General features: G+C 73.0%; 21 protein-coding genes. 15 read left to right on the top strand and 6 right to left on the bottom strand.

The features are described 5' to 3' along the window. The first annotated feature begins 8 nt into the window (after window positions 1–8). Both CTE05_RS05435 and CTE05_RS05430 read left to right on the top strand, forming a co-directional pair. Window positions 9–2,099, top strand: coding sequence for a M3 family metallopeptidase (locus CTE05_RS05435; RefSeq protein WP_146845132.1), 2,091 nt, complete (start codon window positions 9–11; stop codon window positions 2,097–2,099). A gap of 34 nt (window positions 2,100–2,133) precedes the next feature. Continuing rightward, window positions 2,134–3,483 carry a M20/M25/M40 family metallo-hydrolase gene (locus CTE05_RS05430; protein WP_146845082.1) on the top strand — a complete coding sequence of 450 codons (1,350 nt, stop codon included), beginning with the start codon at window positions 2,134–2,136 and terminating at the stop codon, window positions 3,481–3,483. A gap of 239 nt (window positions 3,484–3,722) precedes the next feature. On the opposite strand, the gene CTE05_RS05425 is transcribed toward CTE05_RS05430, so the two are convergent. After that, window positions 3,723–3,971 carry a DUF5703 family protein gene (locus CTE05_RS05425; RefSeq protein ID WP_146845081.1) on the bottom strand — a complete coding sequence of 83 codons (249 nt, stop codon included), beginning with the start codon at window positions 3,969–3,971 and terminating at the stop codon, window positions 3,723–3,725. Between the two features lie 112 nt (window positions 3,972–4,083). Between CTE05_RS05425 and CTE05_RS05420 the strand changes: the two genes are divergently transcribed. After that, a complete protein-coding gene (locus CTE05_RS05420) occupies window positions 4,084–4,377 on the top strand; it encodes a primosomal protein (RefSeq protein ID WP_146845080.1) in 294 nt (97 codons plus the stop codon). On the opposite strand, the gene CTE05_RS05415 is transcribed toward CTE05_RS05420, so the two are convergent. Further along, complete coding sequence (locus CTE05_RS05415; RefSeq protein WP_146845079.1) at window positions 4,378–5,337, bottom strand: aldo/keto reductase; 960 nt, start codon at window positions 5,335–5,337, stop codon at window positions 4,378–4,380. Between the two features lie 78 nt (window positions 5,338–5,415). On the opposite strand from CTE05_RS05415, the gene CTE05_RS05410 reads away from it, so the two are divergent. Next, window positions 5,416–6,303 carry an undecaprenyl-diphosphate phosphatase gene (locus CTE05_RS05410; RefSeq protein ID WP_146845131.1) on the top strand — a complete coding sequence of 296 codons (888 nt, stop codon included), beginning with the start codon at window positions 5,416–5,418 and terminating at the stop codon, window positions 6,301–6,303. Window position 6,304: 1 nt separating this feature from the next. Here the strand turns inward: CTE05_RS05410 and CTE05_RS05405 are convergent, their stop codons facing one another. Continuing rightward, a complete protein-coding gene (locus CTE05_RS05405; protein WP_246123280.1) occupies window positions 6,305–7,315 on the bottom strand; it encodes a CorA family divalent cation transporter in 1,011 nt (336 codons plus the stop codon). Window positions 7,316–7,355: 40 nt separating this feature from the next. Between CTE05_RS05405 and mshC the strand changes: the two genes are divergently transcribed. Then, window positions 7,356–8,618, top strand: a complete 1,263-nt coding sequence (gene mshC, locus CTE05_RS05400) for a cysteine--1-D-myo-inosityl 2-amino-2-deoxy-alpha-D-glucopyranoside ligase (protein ID WP_146845078.1) — start codon at window positions 7,356–7,358, stop codon at window positions 8,616–8,618. 129 nt (window positions 8,619–8,747) lie between these two features. On the opposite strand, the gene CTE05_RS05395 is transcribed toward mshC, so the two are convergent. Beyond that, window positions 8,748–9,605 carry a PAC2 family protein gene (locus CTE05_RS05395; RefSeq protein ID WP_146845077.1) on the bottom strand — a complete coding sequence of 286 codons (858 nt, stop codon included), beginning with the start codon at window positions 9,603–9,605 and terminating at the stop codon, window positions 8,748–8,750. A 115-nt stretch (window positions 9,606–9,720) separates the two neighbouring features. On the opposite strand from CTE05_RS05395, the gene CTE05_RS05390 reads away from it, so the two are divergent. Then, complete coding sequence (locus CTE05_RS05390; RefSeq protein WP_246123278.1) at window positions 9,721–10,413, top strand: HAD family hydrolase; 693 nt, start codon at window positions 9,721–9,723, stop codon at window positions 10,411–10,413. Between the two features lie 7 nt (window positions 10,414–10,420). Here CTE05_RS05390 and CTE05_RS05385 read toward each other — a convergent pair whose 3' ends face one another. Next, window positions 10,421–11,365: a RecB family exonuclease gene (locus CTE05_RS05385; RefSeq protein WP_443092662.1), complete on the bottom strand. Its 945-nt coding sequence runs from the start codon at window positions 11,363–11,365 to the stop codon at window positions 10,421–10,423. Window positions 11,366–11,425: 60 nt separating this feature from the next. On the opposite strand from CTE05_RS05385, the gene CTE05_RS05380 reads away from it, so the two are divergent. The 9 genes from CTE05_RS05380 to CTE05_RS05340 all read left to right on the top strand — a co-directional run bounded on the left by CTE05_RS05380 (window position 11,426) and on the right by CTE05_RS05340 (window position 21,224). Next, window positions 11,426–12,559: a site-2 protease family protein gene (locus tag CTE05_RS05380; RefSeq protein ID WP_146845076.1), complete on the top strand. Its 1,134-nt coding sequence runs from the start codon at window positions 11,426–11,428 to the stop codon at window positions 12,557–12,559. 11 nt (window positions 12,560–12,570) lie between these two features. Then, complete coding sequence (locus tag CTE05_RS05375; protein ID WP_146845075.1) at window positions 12,571–13,593, top strand: tRNA (adenine-N1)-methyltransferase; 1,023 nt, start codon at window positions 12,571–12,573, stop codon at window positions 13,591–13,593. A 152-nt stretch (window positions 13,594–13,745) separates the two neighbouring features. Then, entirely contained in the window at window positions 13,746–15,380 is a 1,635-nt protein-coding gene (arc, locus tag CTE05_RS05370) for a proteasome ATPase (protein ID WP_146845074.1), read from the top strand. Between the two features lie 46 nt (window positions 15,381–15,426). After that, window positions 15,427–17,034 (top strand): depupylase/deamidase Dop, encoded by a 1,608-nt coding sequence (gene dop / locus CTE05_RS05365; RefSeq protein WP_146845073.1) that lies wholly within the window; start codon window positions 15,427–15,429, stop codon window positions 17,032–17,034. 96 nt (window positions 17,035–17,130) lie between these two features. Beyond that, window positions 17,131–17,328 carry a ubiquitin-like protein Pup gene (locus tag CTE05_RS05360; protein WP_146845072.1) on the top strand — a complete coding sequence of 66 codons (198 nt, stop codon included), beginning with the start codon at window positions 17,131–17,133 and terminating at the stop codon, window positions 17,326–17,328. A 6-nt stretch (window positions 17,329–17,334) separates the two neighbouring features. Continuing rightward, window positions 17,335–18,168, top strand: coding sequence for a proteasome subunit beta (prcB, locus tag CTE05_RS05355; protein WP_146845071.1), 834 nt, complete (start codon window positions 17,335–17,337; stop codon window positions 18,166–18,168). Further along, window positions 18,165–18,863, top strand: coding sequence for a proteasome subunit alpha (gene prcA / locus CTE05_RS05350; protein WP_146845070.1), 699 nt, complete (start codon window positions 18,165–18,167; stop codon window positions 18,861–18,863). The genes prcB and prcA overlap by 4 nt, the downstream gene beginning before the upstream one ends. 35 nt (window positions 18,864–18,898) lie before the next feature. Then, a complete protein-coding gene (gene pafA, locus CTE05_RS05345; protein WP_056028106.1) occupies window positions 18,899–20,260 on the top strand; it encodes a Pup--protein ligase in 1,362 nt (453 codons plus the stop codon). 79 nt (window positions 20,261–20,339) lie between these two features. After that, entirely contained in the window at window positions 20,340–21,224 is an 885-nt protein-coding gene (locus CTE05_RS05340) for an FKBP-type peptidyl-prolyl cis-trans isomerase (protein WP_146845069.1), read from the top strand. On the opposite strand, the gene CTE05_RS05335 is transcribed toward CTE05_RS05340, so the two are convergent. Further along, a complete protein-coding gene (locus tag CTE05_RS05335; RefSeq protein WP_146845068.1) occupies window positions 21,221–21,868 on the bottom strand; it encodes a TIGR03085 family metal-binding protein in 648 nt (215 codons plus the stop codon). The genes CTE05_RS05340 and CTE05_RS05335 overlap by 4 nt on opposite strands. Window positions 21,869–21,970: the final 102 nt, after the last annotated feature.

Genomic DNA, 21,970 nt, shown 5'->3' with positions numbered 1-21,970 from the left:
CGGCGATGATGTCGGGCATGCCGACCGACCTCCCCGCCGACAACCCTTTCGGCACCCCGTCCACCCTTCCCTACGGGCTCCCCGACTTCACGCAGATCCGTGAGGAGCACTACCGCCCCGCCCTGCTCGCCGGCATGGCGCGGCAGCGAGCGGAGGTCGACGCGATCGCGTCCGACCCCGCCCCGCCGACCGTCGAGAACACCCTGGAGGCGCTGGAACGCTCCGGGCGGCTGCTCCACCGCGCCGTGGAGTGCTTCTACAACCAGTCCGGCGCCGACTCGACCCCGGGCCTGGAGGCCATCGAGCAGGAGCTCGCTCCGCAGTTCGCCGCCCACCTCGACGCGATCTACCTCGACGCCCGCCTGTTCGCCCGCGTGTCGGCGCTGCAGGCCGACGTCGACTCCGGCGCCCTGGAGCTCGAGCCGGACACGGCCTGGCTGCTGCACCGCACGCACACGAAGTTCATCCGCTCCGGCGTCGGGCTCGACGAGACGGCCCAGGAGCGCCTGCGCGCCCTGAACGCCGAGATCATGAGCCTGGAGGCCGAGTTCGGTCGCCTCCTCCTGGCCGCCACCAACGCCGCCGGCGTGCTGGTGACCGACGAGGACGAGCTCGACGGGCTGCCCGAGGACGCCCGCGACGCCGCGGCGGCCGCTGCCCGCTCGCGCGGCCACGAGGAGGGCTGGTTCCTCGAGCTCGCGCTGCCGACCCAGCAGGCACCCCTGGCCGCGCTGCGCGACCGCGGGCTGCGGGAGCGGGTCTTCCGCGCGTCGGCCGGGCGGGGTGCGTCCGGGCCGCACGACACCCGGGCGACGCTGCTGGAGCTGGCCCGCACGCGCGCCGAGCGCGCCCGGCTCCTCGGGTACGCGCACCACGCGGCGTACGTCGCCGCCGACGCGACGGCGAAGACGGCACAGGCCGTCTCGGACATCCTCGAGCGGCTCGCCCCGGTGGCCGTGTCCAACGCCCGCGCGGAGGGCGCCGACCTGGCCGAGGCGCTCGGTCGGGACCACCCCGGGGCCCGGCTGGAGCCGTGGGACTGGCAGTTCTACGCCGAGCAGGTCAAGAAGGAGCGGCGCTCGCTCGACGACGCGATCCTGCGCCCGTACCTGGAGCTGGAGCGCGTCCTGGCCGACGGGGTGTTCCGCGCGGCGACCGAGCTGTACGGGCTGACGTTCGCGGAGCGCCACGACCTGGTGGGCTACCACCCGGACGTGCGGGTGTTCGAGGTGTTCGACGCGGACGGCAGCGAGCTCGGCCTGTTCCTGGGCGACTTCTGGACCCGGGAGTCCAAGCGCGGCGGTGCGTGGATGAACAGCCTCGTGGACCAGTCGACGCTCCTCGACGAGCGACCCGTCGTCGTGAACAACCTCAACATCCCGAAGCCGCCCGAGGGCGAGCCCACGCTGCTGACGTGGGACCTGGTCATCACGCTGTTCCACGAGTTCGGCCACGCGCTCCACGGCCTGCTCTCGGCCGTGCGTTGGCCCTCGCAGTCCGGTACCGCCGTCCCCCGGGACTTCGTCGAGTACCCCTCGCAGGTCAACGAGATGTGGGCGTGGGATCCCTCGATCCTGCGGTCTTTCGCCCTGCACCACGAGACGGGCGAGCCGATGCCGTCGGAGTGGGTGGACACGCTGCTCGCGGCCCGCCAGGACGGTGAGGGGTTCGCGACCACCGAGTACCTCGCGGCCGCGCTGCTCGACCAGGCCTGGTACCGGCTGGCGCCCGAGGAGGTGCCCACCGACGTCGACGAGGTCGAGGCGTTCGAGGCGGCCGCCCTGGAGCGCGCCGGCGTCGACTACGCCCCGGTGCCGCCGCGCTACCGGACCACCTACTTCAACCACATCTTCGCCAGCGGGTACTCGGCCGGCTACTACTCGTACATCTGGTCCGAGGTCCTCGACGCGGACACGGTCGAGTGGTTCCGGGAGAACGGCGGGCTCGACCGGGCGAACGGCGACGTGTTCCGGGAGCGGCTGCTCTCCCGCGGGGGCTCGCTCGACCCGATGGCGGCGTTCCGAGACCTGCGCGGCCGCGACCCGCTGATCGACCCCCTGCTGGCCCGTCGCGGCCTGCTGGGGGCGGCCACCGCCTGACCTGGGCGCGCCGGTGGCCGGTACGGTGGACGGCATGCCCGTCACCCACCCGGCCTCCGGCGCGCCCGGCAGCGGTTCGCTCTCCGCCCAGGACGAGGTCGTGCAGATCTGCCGCGACCTCATCCGGATCGACACGTCGAACTACGGCGACGGCTCCGGGCCGGGGGAGCGCGCGGCCGCCGAGCACGTCATGGGCCTGCTCACCGAGGTGGGTCTGGACCCCGAGCTCTTCGAGAGCGCGCCGGGCCGGGCCAGCGTCGTCGTGCGGCTCGTGGGAGAGGACTCCTCGCGCCCTGCGCTCGTGCTGCACGGGCACCTCGACGTGGTGCCCGCCCGCGCGGGGGACTGGTCGGTCGACCCGTTCGGCGCCGAGGAGATCGACGGCCTGGTCTGGGGCCGCGGTGCCGTCGACATGAAGGACATGGACGCGATGATCCTGTCCGTCGTCCGGCAGATGGCGCGCGAGGGTCGCAAGCCCGCGCGCGACGTCGTCGTGGCGATGTTCGCGGACGAGGAGGCTGGTGGCACCTTCGGGGCACGGTGGGCGGTCGACCACCGCCCGGAGCTGTTCGAGGGGGCGACGGAGGCGATCAGCGAGGTCGGCGGGTTCTCCGTCGACGTCGACGGCCACCGCGCCTACCTGCTGCAGACGGCGGAGAAGGGGCTGTCGTGGATGCGGCTCGTCGCCGACGGTCGCGCGGGGCACGGCAGCCAGGTCAACGTCGACAACGCCGTGACGCACCTCGCGGAGGCCGTGGCACGGCTCGGCCGGCACGCGTGGCCCTTGCAGCTGACGCCCACGGTCCGTGCCCTGCTCGACGGCGTCGCGCAGCTCACCGGGCTCCCGTTCGACCCGGAGGACCCCGCCGGCATCGACCGGCTCGTGGCCGCGCTCGGCCCGGCGTCGAAGTTCGTCGGCGCCACGCTGCGGCACACCACCAACCCGACGCAGCTGACCGCGGGCTACAAGGCGAACGTCATCCCGGGCTCCGCGGAGGCGACGGTCGACGGCCGCTACCTGCCCGGCCTCGAGGACGAGTTCGTGCGGAGCGTCACCGAGCTGGTGGGCGAGCACGTGCGCATCGAGCGGATCCACCACGACACGGCGCTCGAGGTGCCGTTCAGCGGCGACCTGGTCGACCGGATGGTCGAGTCGCTGCTGGCCGAGGACCCCGACGCGACCGTCCTCCCGTACACGCTGTCCGGCGGCACCGACAACAAGTCCCTCGCGCGGCTCGGCATCCGCGGCTACGGCTTCGCACCGCTGCGTCTGCCCGCCGACCTCGACTTCGCCGGCATGTTCCACGGCGTCGACGAGCGCGTCCCATCAGACGCCCTGCGGTTCGGCACGCGCGTCCTGGACCGGCTCCTGCGGACCTGCTGACCGAGGTTTCCGCGTCGAGGACGCCGCAGCAGCGGTCGGGGTGCGGCTCGAGCCGGGACGGCACCGGAAGCGGTAGACGAGTGCCGCTCGTCGGGAGCACGGCGCCCGCCCGAGGACGTCGCCTGGGCGCGCGACGTCCGCGTCCGCGCCGCGATCCGTCCGTGACCGGCTGCGCGCACTCGTAGCAGCCGATCACGCACGCCCCGGCTGGCGGCCGAGGACGTGCTGCTCGACGCGCTCTAGCCCGAGGTCTCCGTCAGGGTGCTGCGCACGCGGATGATCTTGCGCCGCAGCCAGACCTTGCGCTCACCGCCGGCGAACAGGAGCGTCCGCGACAGCTCCCAGCGGCCCAGCTCGGCCTGCTCGGTCAGCATGCGGCGCGCGTCGTTGCGGGACGTCGCCGCCGGGATCCGCAGCACGCGGTACTCGTACTGACCGCCTTGCGCGACCCAGTCGGGCCGCTTCGTCCGTGTCTGACCGATTGCCATTCGCCACCCCGTCCCGTGACGGCGCTCGCGCCGCGACGATAGAGAGTCCGAGCCTCGTGCCGGAGAACCTTACGCGCTGCCATTGTGCCCCGTAGACGACTACGGTCGTCGCATGACCGTCGACCCGCGTGCCGCGCTGGACCGCCTGATCGCAGCCCTCGAGGCCCACTACACCGCCGTCGCCGCACCGCACGGCGAGGACGACCCCGCGGTCGACGACGCGTACGACATCCTGGCCGACGCCTTCGAGGTCTACGACGACGCGCTCGGCACCGTCCACGGCGAGGCCACGCCGTTCTACCTCGCCGAGGAGGACGACGGCGAGGACGACGACGACGAGGACGAGGACGACGAGGACTACGACGACGCGGACGTCGACGACCTCGCCGACGAGGCCAGCCGGTAGCTAGAAGCGCTCGGGGTAGCCGAGCGTCGGGGCGCTGACCTCGTCGAGCGCCCTGCGCAGCTCGTCGGGCAGCACCAGGTCCTGGGCTGCGATCGAGGCCCGCAGCTGGGTCGCCGTGCGGGCACCGACGACCGCCGACGCGACCCCGCGTCCCTGCACCCACGCCAGCGCCACCTCGAGTGGCGTGCGCTCCAGACCGGTCGCCGCGGTCGCCACCGCCTCGACGATCGTCGCCGACGCCCTCGCGAGGTACGGCTCGACGAAGCCGGCGAGGTGCGGCGACGCGGCCCGCGAGTCGGCGGGGATGGTCCGGCGGTACTTGCCGGTCAGCACGCCGCGCCCCAGCGGCGACCACGCCAGCACGCCGACCCCGAGCGCGACCGCTGCGGGCACCACCTCCCGCTCGATCCCGCGCTGCAGCAGCGAGTACTCGGCCTCGACCGCGGTCAGCCCCACCTCGCCCTCGAGCAGGCTCGCGGCACGGGCCACCTGCCAGCCGGCGTGGTTGGACAGGCCGACGTAGCGGGCGCGCCCGCTGGTGACCGCCAGCCGCAGCGCGGACACCGTCTCGTCGAGCGGGGTCCGCGGGTCGGGCGTCTGGACGAGCCACAGGTCGACGTGGTCGGTCCGCAGGCGACGCAGGGAGCCGTCGAGCGACGCCAGGAGCCCGCCGCGCGAGGCGTCGACCACGCCGCCGGTGCTGGTCCGTCGGATGCCGGCCTTCGTGCACAGGACGACCTCGTCACGCGGGACGACGTCGTCGAGCAGCTCGCCGAGGAGCTCCTCGGCGCCGCCGTCGGCGTAGGAGGCGGACGTGTCCACCAGCGTGCCGCCCGCGTCCGTGAAGTCCCGCAGCTGCTCCGTCGCGTCGTGCGCGTCGGTGTCGCGGCTCCAGGTCATCGTGCCGAGCCCGAGCCGGGAGACCCGCAGACCCGTGCGGCCCAGGTGGCGCTGTTCCATGAGGCGCAACACTAATCGGCGCGCGCAGGTCTGCTGCGGCAACGCACCCGGCTATCGTGTCCGCTCGTGACAGAGGCCATGGGACTGGGTGAAGCGATCCTTCTGGGGCTCGTCCAGGGGTTGACCGAGTTCCTGCCGGTGTCGTCGAGCGCGCACCTGCGCATCGTCGGCGACCTGTTCGGCTCCGACCCGGGCGCCGCGTTCACCGCGATCACGCAGCTGGGCACCGAGACCGCGGTGATCCTGTACTTCCGGCGGGACATCGCCCGGATCGCGACCGCCTGGTGGCGCGCGATCCGGGGGGACCACGGCACCGACTGGCGCTCGCGCGCGGGCATGCCGGCGGGGCAGCAGGCCGACCACGACGCCCTCATGGCGTGGTTCATCGCGCTGGGCTCGCTCCCGATCGTGATCCTCGGGCTGGCGTTCCAGGACGCGATCGAGCAGACGTTCCGCAACCTGTGGCTCGTCGCCCTGACGCTCGCGGGGTTCGCGCTCGTGCTCGGCTGGGCGGACGGCCGAGGAGCCAAGCAGCGCGAGCTCACCGAGCTGACCGGCCGGCACGCGATCCAGTTCGGGTTCTGGCAGGCCCTCGCGCTGGTCCCCGGGGTGTCCCGGTCGGGCGGCACGATCACCGGCGGGCTGCTCATGGGCTACACGCGGGAGGCCGCGGCGCGGTACTCGTTCCTGCTCGCCATCCCGGCGGTGTTCGGGTCCGGGCTGTTCCAGCTGGCCAAGAGCGTCGACGACTTCGGCACGGGGGGCACCCCGGGCTTCGGCGCGACCCTGGTGGCGACGCTCGTCGCGTTCGTCGTCGGCTACCTCGTCATCATCGTGTTCCTGAAGATCGTCTCCACGTTCAGCTACAAGCCGTTCGTGTACTACCGGCTGGGGCTCGCCGCGCTCGTGGTGCTCCTGCTGCTCACGGGCGTGCTCGACGCCAACAGCGCACCGGTCACGACGTAGCTCAGAGCCAGCCGGACCGGCGGAACAGCCGGTAGAGCGTGACGCAGACGGCGCCCATCGCCGCGATCGCCAACGGGTAGCCGTAGGTCCAGTCGAGCTCCGGCATGTGCTCGAAGTTCATGCCGTAGATGCTGGCGACGAGGGTCGGAGCCGCCGCGATCGCCGCCCAGGACGAGATCTTGCGGACGTCCTCGTTCTGCCGCACCGACACCTGCGACAGGTGCACCGACAACATGTCGCTGAGCAGGTCGTCGTACCCGTCGAGGTGCTTGTCCACGCGGTCCACCCAGGCCTCCGCGCGGCGCAGCCACGGCTGCGACAGGCGCCGGCCGGGTCCCTCCTCGGCCTCCGCCATGAGCTCGGGCAGCACGGACGTCACCGGGCTCAGTGCGCGGCGCGCCTCGGCGATCTCGCGCTTCAGGTCGTAGATCTCCTGCAGCGGGCTGCGCTGGTGCGCCGTCGAGAAGACGAGCTGCTCCGCGTCCGCGACCGCGTCGCCGAGGCCGATCTCGACGTCGGAGGCCTCGGCGACGAGGGTGAGGACGACGACCGCGAGCACCTGGTGGACGCCCTCGTCGGGAACCGGGAACCCGCCGGTCAGCTTGGTGACCGCGCGGTCGAGCACCTGGGCGTCGCCCGCCTCCGCCATGAGGACCACGTCCGTGCCGATGACCGTGGTCAGCGCGCCGGTGTGCACGTCGTGCGTGGACTCGACGTACGACAGGGTCGGCGTCGTGAGGATCAGCTCGCCGTCCGGGGACCGGTCGACGCGAGCGCGCTGCGCGTGCCCCGGGGCCGGCGGGTGCACGCCCGGGATGCGGTGCTCGAGGAGCGTGATCGCGCGGTCGCTGATGCCGTGCCGGCGCGCGGCGTCCGACAGGTCCTCCATCGAGTCCACGATCACCCAGCGCGCCCCGTCGGTCGGGGTGCCGGCGGGGACGAGCTCCCACCCGTCGGGCGTCTCCACGCAGACACGCTCGCGGTGGTCGTCGGTCGATGTCCGCTGGGTCACCTGGGCATTGTGGACCTCGTGGCGCGGTTAGGCTTCCGGCGTGCTCACCTGGCCACCCCCGTACATCCCGCAGCTCCCCGGACGGGGCCTGACGGTCCAGGTGCGGGACTCCTCGACCGGCGAGCTGGTCGTCGCGGCAGCGGGTCCCCACGCCACGCTCTACGTCTGCGGGATCACGCCGTACGACGCCACCCACCTGGGCCACGCCGCGACGTACGTCGCGTTCGACATCCTCGGGCGGGCGTGGCGCGACGCGGGCCACACGGTCCGGTACGCGTCGAACGTCACCGACGTCGACGACCCCCTGCTGGAGCGAGCGGCGGCACTCGGGATCGACTGGCGCGACCTCGCCGCCGAGCAGACCCAGCTCTACGCCGAGGACATGACCGCGCTGGCCGTCATCCCGCCCGACGTCTACTCCGGCGTCGTCGAGGTCATCCCCGCAGTCGTCGAGGCTGTCGAGGTGCTGCTCGCCGCCGGCGCCGCGTACCGCGTGCCGTCGCCCGACGCGCTCGACGACGGCGACGACCTCGGCGACGTCTACGCCGACCTGACGGCCGACATCGACTTCGGCGCGGTCGCGGGCCTCGACGACGACACCATGCGCACGCTCTCGGCGGAGCGCGGGGGAGACCCCGAGCGCGCCGGCAAGCGGGCACCCCTCGACCCCCTGCTGTGGCGCCGCGAGCGGGCCGGCGAGCCTGCCTGGGACGGTGGCTCGCTCGGCCGCGGCCGCCCCGGCTGGCACATCGAGTGCGCGGTCATCGCCCGGGACGCCCTCGGGCTGCCCTTCGACGTCGAGGGCGGCGGATCGGACCTGCAGTTCCCGCACCACGAGATGAGCACGTCGCACGCCCGGCTGCTCGACGAGGGCCGCGGCGCGCGGGTCCACCTGCACACCGGGATGGTCGGGCTCGACGGGCACAAGATGAGCAAGTCCCTGGGCAACCTCGTGCTCGTCTCGCGCCTGCGTGAGCAGGGTGTGGATCCGATGGCCGTGCGGCTGGCCATCCTGGCGCACCGCTACCGCGACGACTGGGACTGGACCGACGAGGGCCTGCACGCCGCGCAGGAGCGCCTGGAGCACTGGCGCGCCGCCGTCTCCGGCAACGGCGGTCCGGACGCGGACGCCACCCTCGCAGCCGTGCGGGCGGCGCTGGCCGACGACCTGGACACCCCGGCGGCCCTCGCCGCGATCGACGCGTGGTCGGACCTGTCGCTGGCAGGCACCGAGGTCCCGGTGGAGGGCGCCCCCGGCGTCATCGGCCGCACCCTCGACGCCCTCCTGGGCATCCGCCTCTGACTCCCACGCAACGTCCGCACCCGTGCGGGCCCGAGCGTGCACGAGTGCGGACGTCCGCGCCCCGGTGCCGCTGACGTCCGCGCTCGTGCGGGGTGGGACCCGGCGGAGTGCGGACGTCGGGGCCGCTCGTCAGCCGCCGGTGCCCTTGTCGCGGCGACGCAGGTAGCGCTCGAACTCCTGGGCGATCGCCTCGCCGCTCGCCTCCGGGAGGTCGGCGGTGTCCTTCGCCTCCTCCAGCTGGTGCACGTACTCGCCGATCTCGGCGTCCTCGGCGGCCAGCTCGTCGACCCCGTGCTGCCACGCGGCCGAGTCGTCGGGCAGCTCGCCCAGCGGCACCGGCTCGCCGAGCAGCTGCTCGATCCGGTGCAGGATCGCCAGCGTGGCCTTGGGCGACGGCGGGTGCGCGACGTAGTGCGGGACGGCCGCCCACAGGGACATCGCCCGCATACCCCGGGCCGCGGCCTCGTGCTGGAGCACCCCGACGATGCCCGTCGGTCCCTCGTACGTGTTGGGCTCGAGCCGGAGGAGGTCGCGCACCCCCGCGTCCTCGCTGGTGGTGTTCACGGGGATCGGGCGCGTGTGGGGGACGTCCGCCAGCAGCGCACCGACGGTGACGACCGTGTCGACGCCGAGCCCTGCGGCGATGTCCAGCAGCTCGGTGCAGTACCGGCGCCAGCGCATGGACGGCTCGATGCCGTGCACGAGGACCACGCGCCGACCGCTCGCCGGTGCGGTCGCGACGGCGACCGCGGTCGTGGGCCACGTGATCTCGCGATGGCCGTCGGGACCGGGACCGACCACCGGTCGGTTGACCTGGAAGTCGTGGTACTCCTCCGGGTCCAGCTCGTCCACCTGCTCGGCGTCCCACACCTCGTGCAGGTGCTCCAGCGCCTGGGTGGCCGCGGACCCCGCGTCGTTCCAGCCTTCGAACGCCGCGAGCAGCACGGTCTCGCGGACGGGGAGGTCGGCCGAGGAGGTCTCGCTCATCGGCCCAGCGTAAGGCGCGCGCTCGCGCCGACCGGCAACGGGGCCGGTTGCGCGCGTCGCCGTGCGGACGCGACCGGCGACCTGGCGCGCCGCCGTCGCCTCGTACGATGGACCGATGCCCAGCACCTCTCCCGACCTCGCCCTGCCCGCTGCCGTGCTGTGGGACATGGACGGCACCCTCATCGACACGGAGCCCTACTGGATCGGGGCCGAGACGGAGCTCGTCGAGGCGCACGGTGGGGTGTGGACGCACCAGGACGGGCTGTCGCTGGTCGGTAACCCGATGATGGTGTCGGCCGGCGCGCTCCAGGAGCGTGGCGTGGACCTGCCGCTGGAGGACATCGTCGACTTCCTCAACGTCCGGGTGGCCGAGGGCGTCGCCGCAGGGATCCCGTGGCAGCCGGGGGCCGAGCAGGTGCTCGCCACCCTGCACGAGGCCGGCGTGCCGATGGCCCTGGTCACCTCGTCGTTCCGCATGCTCGCGGAGCCGTTCGCAGCCGCAGCCGGTCGGTTCGACGTCGTCGTGAGCGGTGACGAGGTCGCCCGGGCCAAGCCGGATCCCGAGCCCTACCTGACCGCGGCGCGGCTGCTCGGGGTGGACATCGCCGACTGCGTCGCCGTCGAGGACTCGCGCGCCGGGATCGCGTCCGCCTTGGCCTCGGGTGCGCGCACGGTCGCGATCGAGGTCATGCAGCCGGTCGCCCCGCAGCCGGGCCTCAGCCGGGTCGCGGCCCTGCACGACCTCACGCTGACCGCGCTCGGTCGGGTCGTGCGCGGTGAGGTGCTCGACCTGCGCCGCGCGAGCTGAGGACGGCTCAGGCGGCAGGCACGACGCCGATCGACCGCTCGACGGCGCCCTCGGGGATCTCGGGGGGTGTGCCGCCGAACGCCGGGCACAGGGCCTTGAACGAGCACCAGTCGCACAGCTTCGACGTGCGCGGCCGCCAGTCGCCGGACCGCGCCGCGTCCTCGATGCCGCCCCAGATGGAGCGCACCCGCGCCTCGACGGTCGCCATCTCCGCCTCGGTCGGCTCGTGGGTGAGGATCACGCCGTCGCCGAGGTACTCGAGCTGCAGGCGCTTGGGCAGCACGCCGCGGGTGCGCCAGATCACGTACGCGTAGAACCGCATCTGGAACAGCGCGGAGCTCTCGAACCCGGCCCGCGGCGAGCGGCCGGTCTTGTAGTCGACGACCCGGACCCACCCGTTGGGCGCGACGTCGACGCGGTCGATGATGCCGCGCAGCTGGGGGCCGTCCTCGTCGAGCTCCGTGGACACCAGCAGCTCGCGTTCCCGCGGCTGGATGCGCGTCGGGTCCTCGAGCGTGAAGTACGTCGCGAGCAGTGCCTCCGCGCTGGTCAGCCACTCGGCGAGCTCGGCCGGGTCCGCGAACAGCTCGCCGATCGCGGGGGAGCGCTCGAGGAGCGTGGCCCACTGCTCGGGCAGCAGCGCGTGCGCCGCCGCGAGCGTCCGTTCGGGGGCCGGCAGGTCGAAGAGGTGCTCGAGCACCGCGTGCACGAGCGTCCCGCGCGCGGCGGCCGAGCTCGGCGGCTCGGGGAGCCGGTCGATCACCCGGAAGCGGAACAGCTGCGGGCACTGCAGGAAGTCGTTCGCTCGGGACGGGGACAGCCCGGGCCGCGACGGGGGCCGCACCTCGGCGGCGGCCTCGACCGCGACCTCGACCGCCTCCTCCACCGCGTCGTCGGCGAGCGTCGCCGACGGGAGGTCGGGGATGTCCTGGTCGAGGTGCTGCACTGTCACGACTCGAGAGTAGGCGCGGGCACCGACACGACCGGCCAGCGACCCACCTACTCTTGAGCGGTGAGCGCCTCCCGACCCCCCGCACGACGATCCTCCGGCTGGGTGATCGGCCGAGCGGTCGGCGCCCCGATCATCCTGGCCCCGAGCTGGCTCATCGCCGCGGTGGTCCTCACCCTGATCTTCGCCCCGACCGTGCGCGCCCGCGCCGACCACCTCGGCGCGCTGGTCTACGTCGTCGCGCTGGCCTTCGTGGTCCTCCTCTTCGCCTCGGTGCTGGTGCACGAGCTCGCGCACGGCCTGATGGCGCGCGCCCGGGGGCAGCAGCCGCGCGAGTTCGTGCTGACCCTGTGGGGCGGGCACACGGCGTTCGGCGGCGCGACGCCGACACCGGCCAGCAGCGCGCTGATCGCCGTCGTCGGCCCCGTCGCCAACCTCGTGCTCGCGGCCGGGTTCCTGGCCGTCGCGCAGGGTGTCGAGACGAACAGCCTGGTCGGGCTGCTCGTCTGGTCGGGCTGCCTGACCAACGCCTTCGTCGGGCTGTTCAACCTGATCCCGGGCCTGCCCCTCGACGGCGGGTTCCTGCTGGAGGCCGCCGTCTGGGCGGCCACCAAGAACCGGCACACGGGCACCGTGGCCGCCGGCTGGGTGGGACGCGTGGTCGCCGTCGGCGTGTTCGCGTGGGCGCTGCTGCTGCCGCTGGTGCAGGGCCGTCAGCCCGAGATCTACGACGTCGTGTGGGCCGCCCTCATCGGGGCGTTCCTGTGGTCCGGCGCGTCCGCGGCGGTGCGCGGCGGCCGCACGCAGAAGGCTGTCGGGCTCCTCACGGTGGCCTCCGTCGGCCGTCGGGCCACCGGGGTGGGGCACACCGAGTCGCTCGCGCACGCCGGGGCGCTCGCCGCCGCGGCCGGAGCCGAGGAGGTCGTCATCCTGTCTCCCGACGGTCGTCCTGCGGCGTACGTCGACCGCGCCGCTGCGGCCTCGGTCCCCGCTGCCGTCGCCGGGACCACCCCGGTGACCGCCGTCGCCGTACCCCTGCCCGGTGGTGCGGTGGTCGACGGGCTGCTCACCGGCCAGGAGCTCGTCGCGGCCGTCGGCCGAGCCACCGAGCACTCGCCCGTCGTCGTCGCGGTCGTGGACGGTCGCGTGGTCGGCCTGATCCGCGCGATGGACGTCGTCGCCGCCATCCGCTCCTAGACTCGGGCACCGTGAACCCCGACCAGACGTCCACCGGGGCCGCGCAGCGTCGCGGCCTCTTCCGTGCGGGCGACCGCGTGCAGCTCACCGACCCGCGCGGCCGGCTGCACACGATCACGCTCGCCGAGGGCGCCTCGTTCCACACGCACCGCGGCTACCTCGACCACGACCAGCTGCTGGGCTCGCCCGAGGGCTCCGTCGTCCGGAACACGGCCGGCATCGAGTACCTCGCGGTGCGCCCGCTGCTCGCCGACTACGTCCTGTCCATGCCGCGCGGCGCCGCCGTCGTCTACCCCAAGGACTCCGGCCAGATCGTCGCGATGGCGGACATCTACCCGGGCGCGCGCGTGATCGAGGCGGGTGTCGGGTCCGGTGCGCTGACCATGTCCCTGCTGCGGGCCGTCGGCGACGGAGGGTCCCTGCACTCCATCGAGCGGCGCGAGGACTTCGCGGCGATCGCCCGCGGCAACGTCGAGGGGTTCTTCGGCGGGCCGCACCCCGCGTGGCAGCTGTCCGTCGGCGACCTCTCGGACGTCCTGCCGACCGTGGCGGAGCCCGGCAGCGTCGACCGCGTCGTGCTCGACATGCTCGCGCCCTGGGAGAACCTCGACGCCGTCGCCGAGGCCCTCGCGCCCGGCGGGGTGTTCATCTCCTACGTCGCGACGACCACCCAGCTGTCCCGGCTCGCCGAGGACATCCGCACCGACGGCCGCTACACCGAGCCCGAGGCGTGGGAGTCGATGGTGCGCGGCTGGCACCTCGAAGGGCTCGCCGTCCGGCCGCAGCACCGCATGATCGGGCACACCGGCTTCCTGCTCACGACGCGCCGCCTCGCCGACGGAGTCGAGGCGCCGCAGCGTCGTCGTCGGCCCGCCAAGGGTGCCTACCCCGTCGCACCCGACGGTGCGCCCGCGGTGGACGACGCCGAGCTGTGGTCGCCCGAGGCCATGGGCGAGCGGCTCGTCTCGGACAAGAAGCTGCGCCGGGCGCGTCGCGACGTCGGCCAGGCGCCGGAGACCACCGGCCCCGCCTGACGAAGGCGTGTCCGCTGGTCGAGAACGCTCCGCGCGCGTCGGCCCCCGTGTGTTGACACTGGTGGTTAGGGTCGTCGGACCAGCAGGCACAGAGCCGTGCACGGTGGGGACGGAGTGACGACCACGCGCGACGCGGAACGGAGGCCGACGAGATGACGGATTCGGCAGCCCCTGGACGGGACCTGCACCGAGAGCTGACCATCCTCGCTGCCAAGAACGAGCGGCTCAGCGACGCCCTCGTGGCGGCGCGGGAGCAGATCGTGGACCTCAAGCGCCAGGTCGACGACCTGGCCAAGCCGCCGGGCACCTACGCGACGTTCCTCGGATCCCGCCCCGACGGCACCGTGGACATCGTCTCGTCGGGTCGCAAGATGCACGTGGGTGCGAGCCCGTCGCTCGACGTCTCGCGCCTCCAGCCCGGCCAGGAGGTCATGCTCAACGAGGCCCTGACCGTGGTCGAGGCGGGCGGGTACGAAGAGGTCGGCGAGCTGGTCACCGTCAAGGAGCTGCTCGGCACGGACCGTGCGCTCGTGGTGGGCCGTGGCGACGAGGAGCGCGTCGTGCGCTTCGCCGGTCAGGTCCGCGACGCGCACGTGCGGATCGGCGACGCGCTGACCATCGACTCGCGCAGCGGCTTCGTGTTCGAGGTCATCCCGCGCGCCGAGGTCGAGGAGCTGGTGCTCGAAGAGGTGCCGGACATCGACTACGAGGACATCGGCGGGCTCGGACCGCAGATCGAGGCGATCCGCGACGCCGTCGAGCTGCCGTTCCTGCACCCCGAGCTGTTCCGCGAGCACGGGCTCAAGCCGCCGAAGGGCGTGCTCCTGTACGGCCCGCCGGGCTGCGGCAAGACGCTCATCGCGAAGGCCGTCGCCCACTCCCTGGCCGCCACGGCCGCGGCCGCCAAGGGCGAGGACGTGGCGGACACGCGCAGCTTCTTCCTCAACGTCAAGGGTCCGGAGCTGCTGAACAAGTACGTCGGCGAGACCGAGCGGCACATCCGGCTGATCTTCGCCCGCGCCCGCGAGAAGGCGTCGCAGGGCCACCCGGTCGTCGTGTTCTTCGACGAGATGGAGTCGCTGTTCCGCACCCGTGGCACCGGCGTCTCCAGCGACGTCGAGACCACGATCGTGCCGCAGCTGCTCAGCGAGATCGACGGCGTCGAGCGGCTCGAGAACGTCATCGTCATCGGTGCCTCGAACCGCGAGGACATGATCGACCCGGCGATCCTGCGGCCTGGCCGCCTCGACGTGAAGATCAAAATCGAGCGTCCGGACGCCGAGGGTGCCCGGGAGATCTTCGGCAAGTACCTGGTGCCGACGCTGCCGATCCACCCGGACGACATCGCGGAGCACGGCGGGTCCGCCTCGGCGGCGGTCGAGGCGTTGATCACGAGGGTCGTCGAGCGGATGTACACCGAGAGCGACGAGAACCGGTTCCTCGAGGTCACCTACGCGAGCGGCGACAAGGAGGTCCTCTACTTCAAGGACTTCAACTCGGGCGCGATGATCCAGAACGTCGTCGACCGGGCGAAGAAGTCGGCGATCAAGGACTTCCTCGGCAGCGGTCAGCGCGGCATCCGCGTCGACCACCTGCTCACGGCGTGCGTCGACGAGTTCCGCGAGAACGAGGACCTGCCGAACACGACCAACCCGGACGACTGGGCGCGCATCTCCGGCAAGAAGGGTGAGCGCATCGTCTTCATCCGGACGATCGTGCAGGGCAAGAAGGGCGCCGAGGGCTCGCGCACCATCGAGAACGTCACCAGCACGGGGCAGTACCTCTGACGGACGGATGTCCGGGTGCACGGTCCCGTCGTCCTAGGGTGGACGCGTGACCGTGCGCCGAGTGATGGGGATCGAGACCGAGTACGGGATCCTCCAGCCCGGACGCCCGCTGGCGAACCCGATGCTCCTGTCCAGCCACGTCGTCGCCGTGCACGCCGCGGCACGCGAGGGCGCGCGGACCAAGGCGCGCTGGGACTACGACGACGAGGACCCGCTGCACGACGCCCGCGGCTTCCACCTGCAGCGGGCGTCGGCCCACCCCTCGCTGCTCACGGACGACCCCGAGAAGCCGGCACCGTCCGGCGACGGACCCCAGGCGCTGCCACGTGCGACCACGGAGGAGTACGAGGACCCGGGCGCCGCCAACGTCATCCTCACCAACGGGGCGCGTCTGTACGTGGACCACGCGCACCCCGAGTACTCCTCCCCGGAGGTCACCAACCCGCTCGACGCCGTCCGCTGGGACCGCGCGGGCGAGCGGGTGATGCTCGCGTCCGTCCGCGCGCTCGCGTCGACGGCCGCACTGCCGGACGTCGCGCTCTACAAGAACAACGTGGACGGCAAGGGCGCCACCTACGGCATGCACGAGAACTACCTGGTGGACCGGGCGGTCCCCTTCCACGACCTGGCCGCACGGCTGATCCCGTTCTTCGTGACCCGGCAGGTGTTCACCGGAGCGGGCCGGGTCGGTCTCGGGCAGCGCGGTGAGGAGCCGGGCTTCCAGCTGTCGCAGCGGGCCGACTACATGGAGGCGGAGATCGGTCTGGAGACCACGCTGCGCCGCCCGATCATCAACACGCGCGACGAGCCGCACGCCGACCCGGACCGGTGGCGCCGGCTGCACGTGATCATCGGCGACGCGACGATGCTGGAGGTCGCGACGTACCTGCGCCTGGGCACGACGTCGCTGGTCCTGTGGCTCATCGAGCGGGCGGTCGCGGAGAGCGGGTCCGCCGGGGCGCTGGCGACGATCGACCGGCTGACGCTGCGCGACCCCGTGCACGCCGTCCACGTGGTCAGCCACGACGTGACCCTCACCGCACGGCTGGAGCTCGCGGACGGCCGCCGCCTGACCGCTCTCGAGGTCCAGCGCGAGTACCTCGACGCGGTCCTGTCGACGCTGGCGCACACCGGTGACGAGCCCGACGAGCAGACCGCCGACGTGCTCGCCCGTTGGGGCTCGCTGCTCGACCGGCTCGGCTCGGACCCGGCGTCGTGCGCGCGCGAGGTCGAGTGGTTGGCCAAGCTCCGCCTGCTCGAGGGCATGCGGCGCCGCGACCGGCTGGCGTGGGACCACCCCCGCCTGGCCGCGATGGACCTGCAGTGGTCCGACGTGCGTCCCGAGCGCGGGCTGTACCACCGGCTGGTCCAGGCGGGTGCGGTCGAGCTCCTGGTGAGCGCCGAGGACGTCGCCGACGCGGTCGTGCACCCGCCCCGGGACACCCGTGCGTACTTCCGCGGCGAGGCGGTGGCGCGGTACGGCGGGGAGATCTCGGCCGCCAGCTGGGACTCGGTCGTCTTCGACGTCCCCGGCGCGGCGACGCTCCAGCGGGTGCCCATGCGCGATCCGCTGCGGGGGACGCACGCGCACGTGGGCGACCTGCTGGACCGCAGCCCCGACGCCACCGCGCTGCTGGACGCGCTCGGCGCCTGACACGTCGTCCGCACCGTGGGCGTGGGGACCGGGACCGTCGGAAGATAGGCCTAGGGTGGGCGACAGCACGTCGGCTCGGCACTTCGGGAGGTCACCATGGCTGGTCAGGAACACGTACGCCCGCGCCGCGAGGACGCGGAGCCGGACGACGGACCGGACACGCCCGCTCCCGTCGCCCCGGCCGCGCAGGCGCGGGACGCCGAGGTGGACGCGCTGCTCGACGAGATCGACGACGTGCTGGAGTCCAACGCCGAGCAGTTCGTGCGCGGCTTCGTCCAGAAGGGCGGTCAGTGACCGCCGATGAGCTCATCCGACACGTCCGCTTCCGGGCGGCTGCCGCACGCGTTCACCACGCCGGGTTCGTCGTCGTTCATGGAGTTCCTGTCCAGCCACGCCCCGCAGCTGCTGCCGGGTAACCGGCCCGCCTCGGACGTGCACGCACCGCACGGCACCACGATCCTCGCGCTCGCGTTCGAGGGCGGGATCGTCATGGCGGGGGACCGGCGCGCGACGATGGGGTCGATGATCGCGAGCCGGGAGATCGAGAAGGTCTTCCCCGCGGACGAGTACTCGGCGGTCGGCATCGCCGGCACCGCGGGGCTCGCGGTGGAGCTGGTCCGCCTGTTCCAGCTCGAGCTCGAGCACTACGAGAAGATCGAGGGCAGCCTGCTCTCGCTGGACGGCAAGGCGAACCGGCTCGCGACGATGATCCGCGGCAACCTCGGCATGGCGATGCAGGGGCTGGCGGTGGTGCCGCTGTTCGGCGGCTTCGACCTGGACCGCCGGCTCGGCCGGATCTTCTCCTACGACGTCACGGGCGGCCGCTACGAGGAGCACGACCACCACGCGGTCGGCTCGGGCTCGGTGTTCGCGCGCGGCTCGCTCAAGAAGCTGTGGCGCCCCGGCCTCGACGCCGACGCCGCGGTGAAGGTGGCCGTGGAGGCGCTCGTCGACGCGTCCGACGACGACTCGGCGACGGGCGGCCCGGACCACACGCGGGGGATCTGGCCGGTGGTGGCGACCGTGACGGAGTCCGGGTACCTGCGCGTCAGCGATGCCGACCTCGCTGCCGTGGCCGAGACGGTCGAGCAGGAACGTCGACGCTCGCACGAGAGCCGTGGAGGTGCGCGATGAGCATGCCGTTCTACGTGTCGCCCGAGCAGCTCATGAAGGACCGGGCGGACTACGCACGCAAGGGCATCGCGCGCGGTCGGTCCGTCGTGGTCCTGCAGTACGACGACGGGATCGCGTTCGCCACGGAGAACCCGTCGCGCGCGCTGCACAAGATCTCCGAGATCTACGACCGCATCGGCTTCGCGGCCGTCGGCAAGTACAACGAGTTCGAGAACCTGCGGGTGGCCGGCGTGCGGTACGCCGACCTGCGCGGCTACTCCTACGACCGCGAGGACGTCACCGCCCGTGGGCTGGCCAACGCGTACGCGCAGACGCTCGGGACGTCGTTCACCACGGAGTCCAAGCCGCTCGAGGTCGAGATCGTCGTCGCGGAGGTCGGCCGCGCAGCAGCGGGTGACCAGATCTACCGGCTCGCGTACGACGGCTCGGTCACGGACGAGCACGGCTACGTCGTCATGGGGGGGCAGGCGGACCGGCTCGGTGGCCTGCTGGCCGAGCAGTGGCGAGCCGGGCTGACGCTCCCGCAGGTGCTGGCGCTCGCCGTGCGGACGCTCGGTGCGGCGGAGGACGGCGGCGAGCCGCGGAGCATCCCCGGCCCGCAGCTGGAGGTCGCGGTGCTGGACCGTACGCGTCCCCGCCGGACGTTCCGGCGGCTCGCCGGGGCGCTGCTGGAGGACCTGCTGGGCGCAGACTGACCGAGGCGCGGACGAGCGACGGAGGGAGCACGGCGATGGACAGGCGGATCTTCGGCCTGGAGACGGAGTACGGCGTCACCTGCGCCGCCCAGGACGGTCGGGGGCTCTCCGCGGACGAGGTCGCGCGGTACCTGTTCCGCAAGGTCGTCGCGTGGGGACGCTCCTCCAACGTGTTCCTCCGCAACGGCTCGCGGCTGTACCTCGACGTCGGCTCCCACCCCGAGTACGCGACCGCCGAGTGCGACGACGTCCGGCAGCTGGTCACGCACGACCGCGCGGGCGAACGCATCCTCGAAGGGCTCGTGGCGGACGCCCAGCAGCGGCTCGAGCACGAGGGCCTGCCCGGCACCATCCACCTGTTCAAGAACAACACCGACTCCGCCGGCAACTCCTACGGCTGCCACGAGAACTACCTCGTCCGCCGGCAGGGCGACTTCTCCCGGCTGTCGGACGTGCTGGTGCCGTTCCTCATCACGCGCCAGATCCTCACGGGTGCGGGCAAGGTGCTCACCACGCCGCGGGGCGCGGTGTACTGCCTCTCGCAGCGCGCGGACCACATCTGGGAGGCGGTCTCCAGCGCGACCACCCGCTCCCGGCCGATCATCAACACCCGCGACGAGCCGCACGCGGACGCCGAGCACTACCGCCGCCTGCACGTGATCGTCGGCGACTCGTCGATGTCCGAGGCGACGACGATGCTCAAGGTCGGCTCGACGGACCTGCTGCTGCGGATGATCGAGGCCGGGGTCCCGATGCGGGAGATGGCGCTGGAGAACCCGATCCGCGCGATCCGGGAGATCAGCCACGACCTGACGGGCATGCACCCGGTGACGATGGCGAACGGCCGGACCGTCACCGCCATCGACCTGCAGGAGGAGTACCTCACGCGGGTGACCGACTTCCTGGCCTCCGAGGGTGGCCCCAGCCCGGAGAACAAGCAGGTGCTCGACCTGTGGGAGCGCGGGCTGCGCGCCATGCGCACCGGGGACCTGTCGCTGGTGGACCGGGAGCTGGACTGGGTGATCAAGTACCGGCTGATCGAGCGGTACCGCGCGAAGCACGGCCTGGAGATGTCGGACGTGCGGGTGCAGCGGCTCGACCTGGCGTACCACGACATCTCCCGCACCGAGGGCCTCTACAACCTGATGGCCGCCAAGGGGCTGGTCGAGCGGGTGACGACGGACCTCGAGATCTTCGAGGCGACGGCGGTCCCGCCGCAGACCACGCGCGCCAAGCTCCGGGGCGACTTCGTGCGTGCCGCGCAGGACGCCCGCCGCGACTACACGGTCGACTGGGTGCACCTCAAGCTCAACGACCAGGCCCAGCGCACGGTCCTGTGCAAGGACCCGTTCCGCAGCGTCGACGAGCGGGTGGACCGGCTCATCGAGTCGATGTAGCACCACCCTGACAGGAGCGCGCCGTACAGTGTGGCGGTCCTGGCGCTCGCCGGGAGTCCGTGGAGTCGGAAGGAACGACGTGCGACGAGAGCAGGGCCGCGCCCTGGTGGCAGGTCTGGCGACCGCACTGCTGGCCCTTGCCGGGTGCAGCGAACCGGTCACGGAGCCGGCCGCGGTGACCGTGTCGGGGGAGCCCGGCGAGGCGCCGACGATCACGTACGTCACCCCGCTGCAGGTCGACAAGACCCGGACCGAGCAGATCTGGCCGGGCACGGGCGCCCAGCTCGTCGAGGGTGCACCGGTCCTCATCGACTTCCGGCTGGAGGACGCGACGGACGCGACCCTGGTCAAGGAGAGCTACTCCACCAACCCGACCGCGATGCTCCTGACCGAGGAGGACCTCGGCACGGACCTGTACGAGACGCTGCGGGGCCAGCAGGTCGGTGCCCGGATGCTCCAGGTCAGCCCGGGCAGCGGCGCGGGTGCGACCGACTACCCGACGGTGACCGTGGTGGACGTGCTGCCCACCCGCGCGGACGGCGAGGTCAAGCCTCCGCGGGCCGACCTGCCCGCGGTCACGCTGGACGCGTCCGGCGCACCGACGATCACGCCCACGGGCACCGAGCCGCCGACGTCGCTCGTCGCGCAGCCGCTGATCCGCGGCAGCGGCGAGCAGGTGGCGGCGACGGACGTCGTGACCGTGCAGTACACGGGGTTCGCATGGACCACGGGCGAGGCGTTCGACTCGACGTGGACGCACGGGCTGCCGGTGTCGTTCTCGCTGCAGGACGTCCAGGCCTGGGCCGAGGGTCTGGTCGACCAGCCCGTCGGCAGCCAGGTGATGCTCGTGGTCCCGCCCACCTACGCCCTCGGCGTGACCGAGAGCGAGGAGCTGGCCGGCCAGACCGTCGTCTTCGTGGTCGACATCCTCGCCACCGGGCACCCGGAGCAGGCGGCGGGCTAGCGGGACGGGAGCACGGCCTCGATGGTCGCGACGTCGTCGGCCTCGCCCTCGACCCGCACCTGCGCTGCGGCACCCCGCCCGAGCAGGTACAGGACGAGCTCGCCGGTGTCCCCGCGGACGACGACCGTGCCGTGGTCGGGCTTCGGCGCGCGCAGGTGGTGCCGGATGCCGTCGTCGCGGACGAGCACCACGCCCACCGGCACCGGGCGCAGGCGTCCGGCTGCGGCGCGCGGCAGGTGGGACCAGAGCGCCTCGACGAGCCCGGGGTCGAGGGCCCGCGCCGGGACCGGGCCGGCGCCGCGGCGGACGTCCTCGGTGTGCACGAAGAACTCGATGACGTTCGCGGACTCCGCGACCCAGGCGGCCGGGTGCCAGCGTGCGGGCCGGTCGGCGACCCGCGCCACGAGGTCCCGGTAGGCGCCCTCGGTCGCCGCCTGGTCGGCGAGCCTCGCGATGGCGGCCTCGGCGCGAGCCGACAGGGCGGGCACGGCGATCCCGGCGCCCACGACCGGTGAGCGCTCCCGCAGCACGACGTGCGCGGCGAGGTGGCGCGCCTGCCATCCCTCGCAGAGGGTGGGTGCGTCCGGCGTGACGTCCAGGAGGGCCTGCGCCAGCTGCGCGCGCTCGATCTCGTGCCAGGTCATGACCGCAGGATCCCACGCGTCACCGAGGCCCGCGGCACGGGTAAGCGCTCGCACCCGCATGAGAGAATGAGGAGAACCCCACGAGCTCCATGGAAGGCCCTG

The sequence above is a fragment of the Cellulomonas terrae genome (assembly GCF_007990265.1).
GTDB classification, from domain to species: Bacteria; Actinomycetota; Actinomycetes; order Actinomycetales; family Cellulomonadaceae; genus Cellulomonas; species Cellulomonas terrae.
Note: the sequence above shows the minus strand (reverse complement) of the source record. Positions and strands in the feature narration are given on the sequence as shown.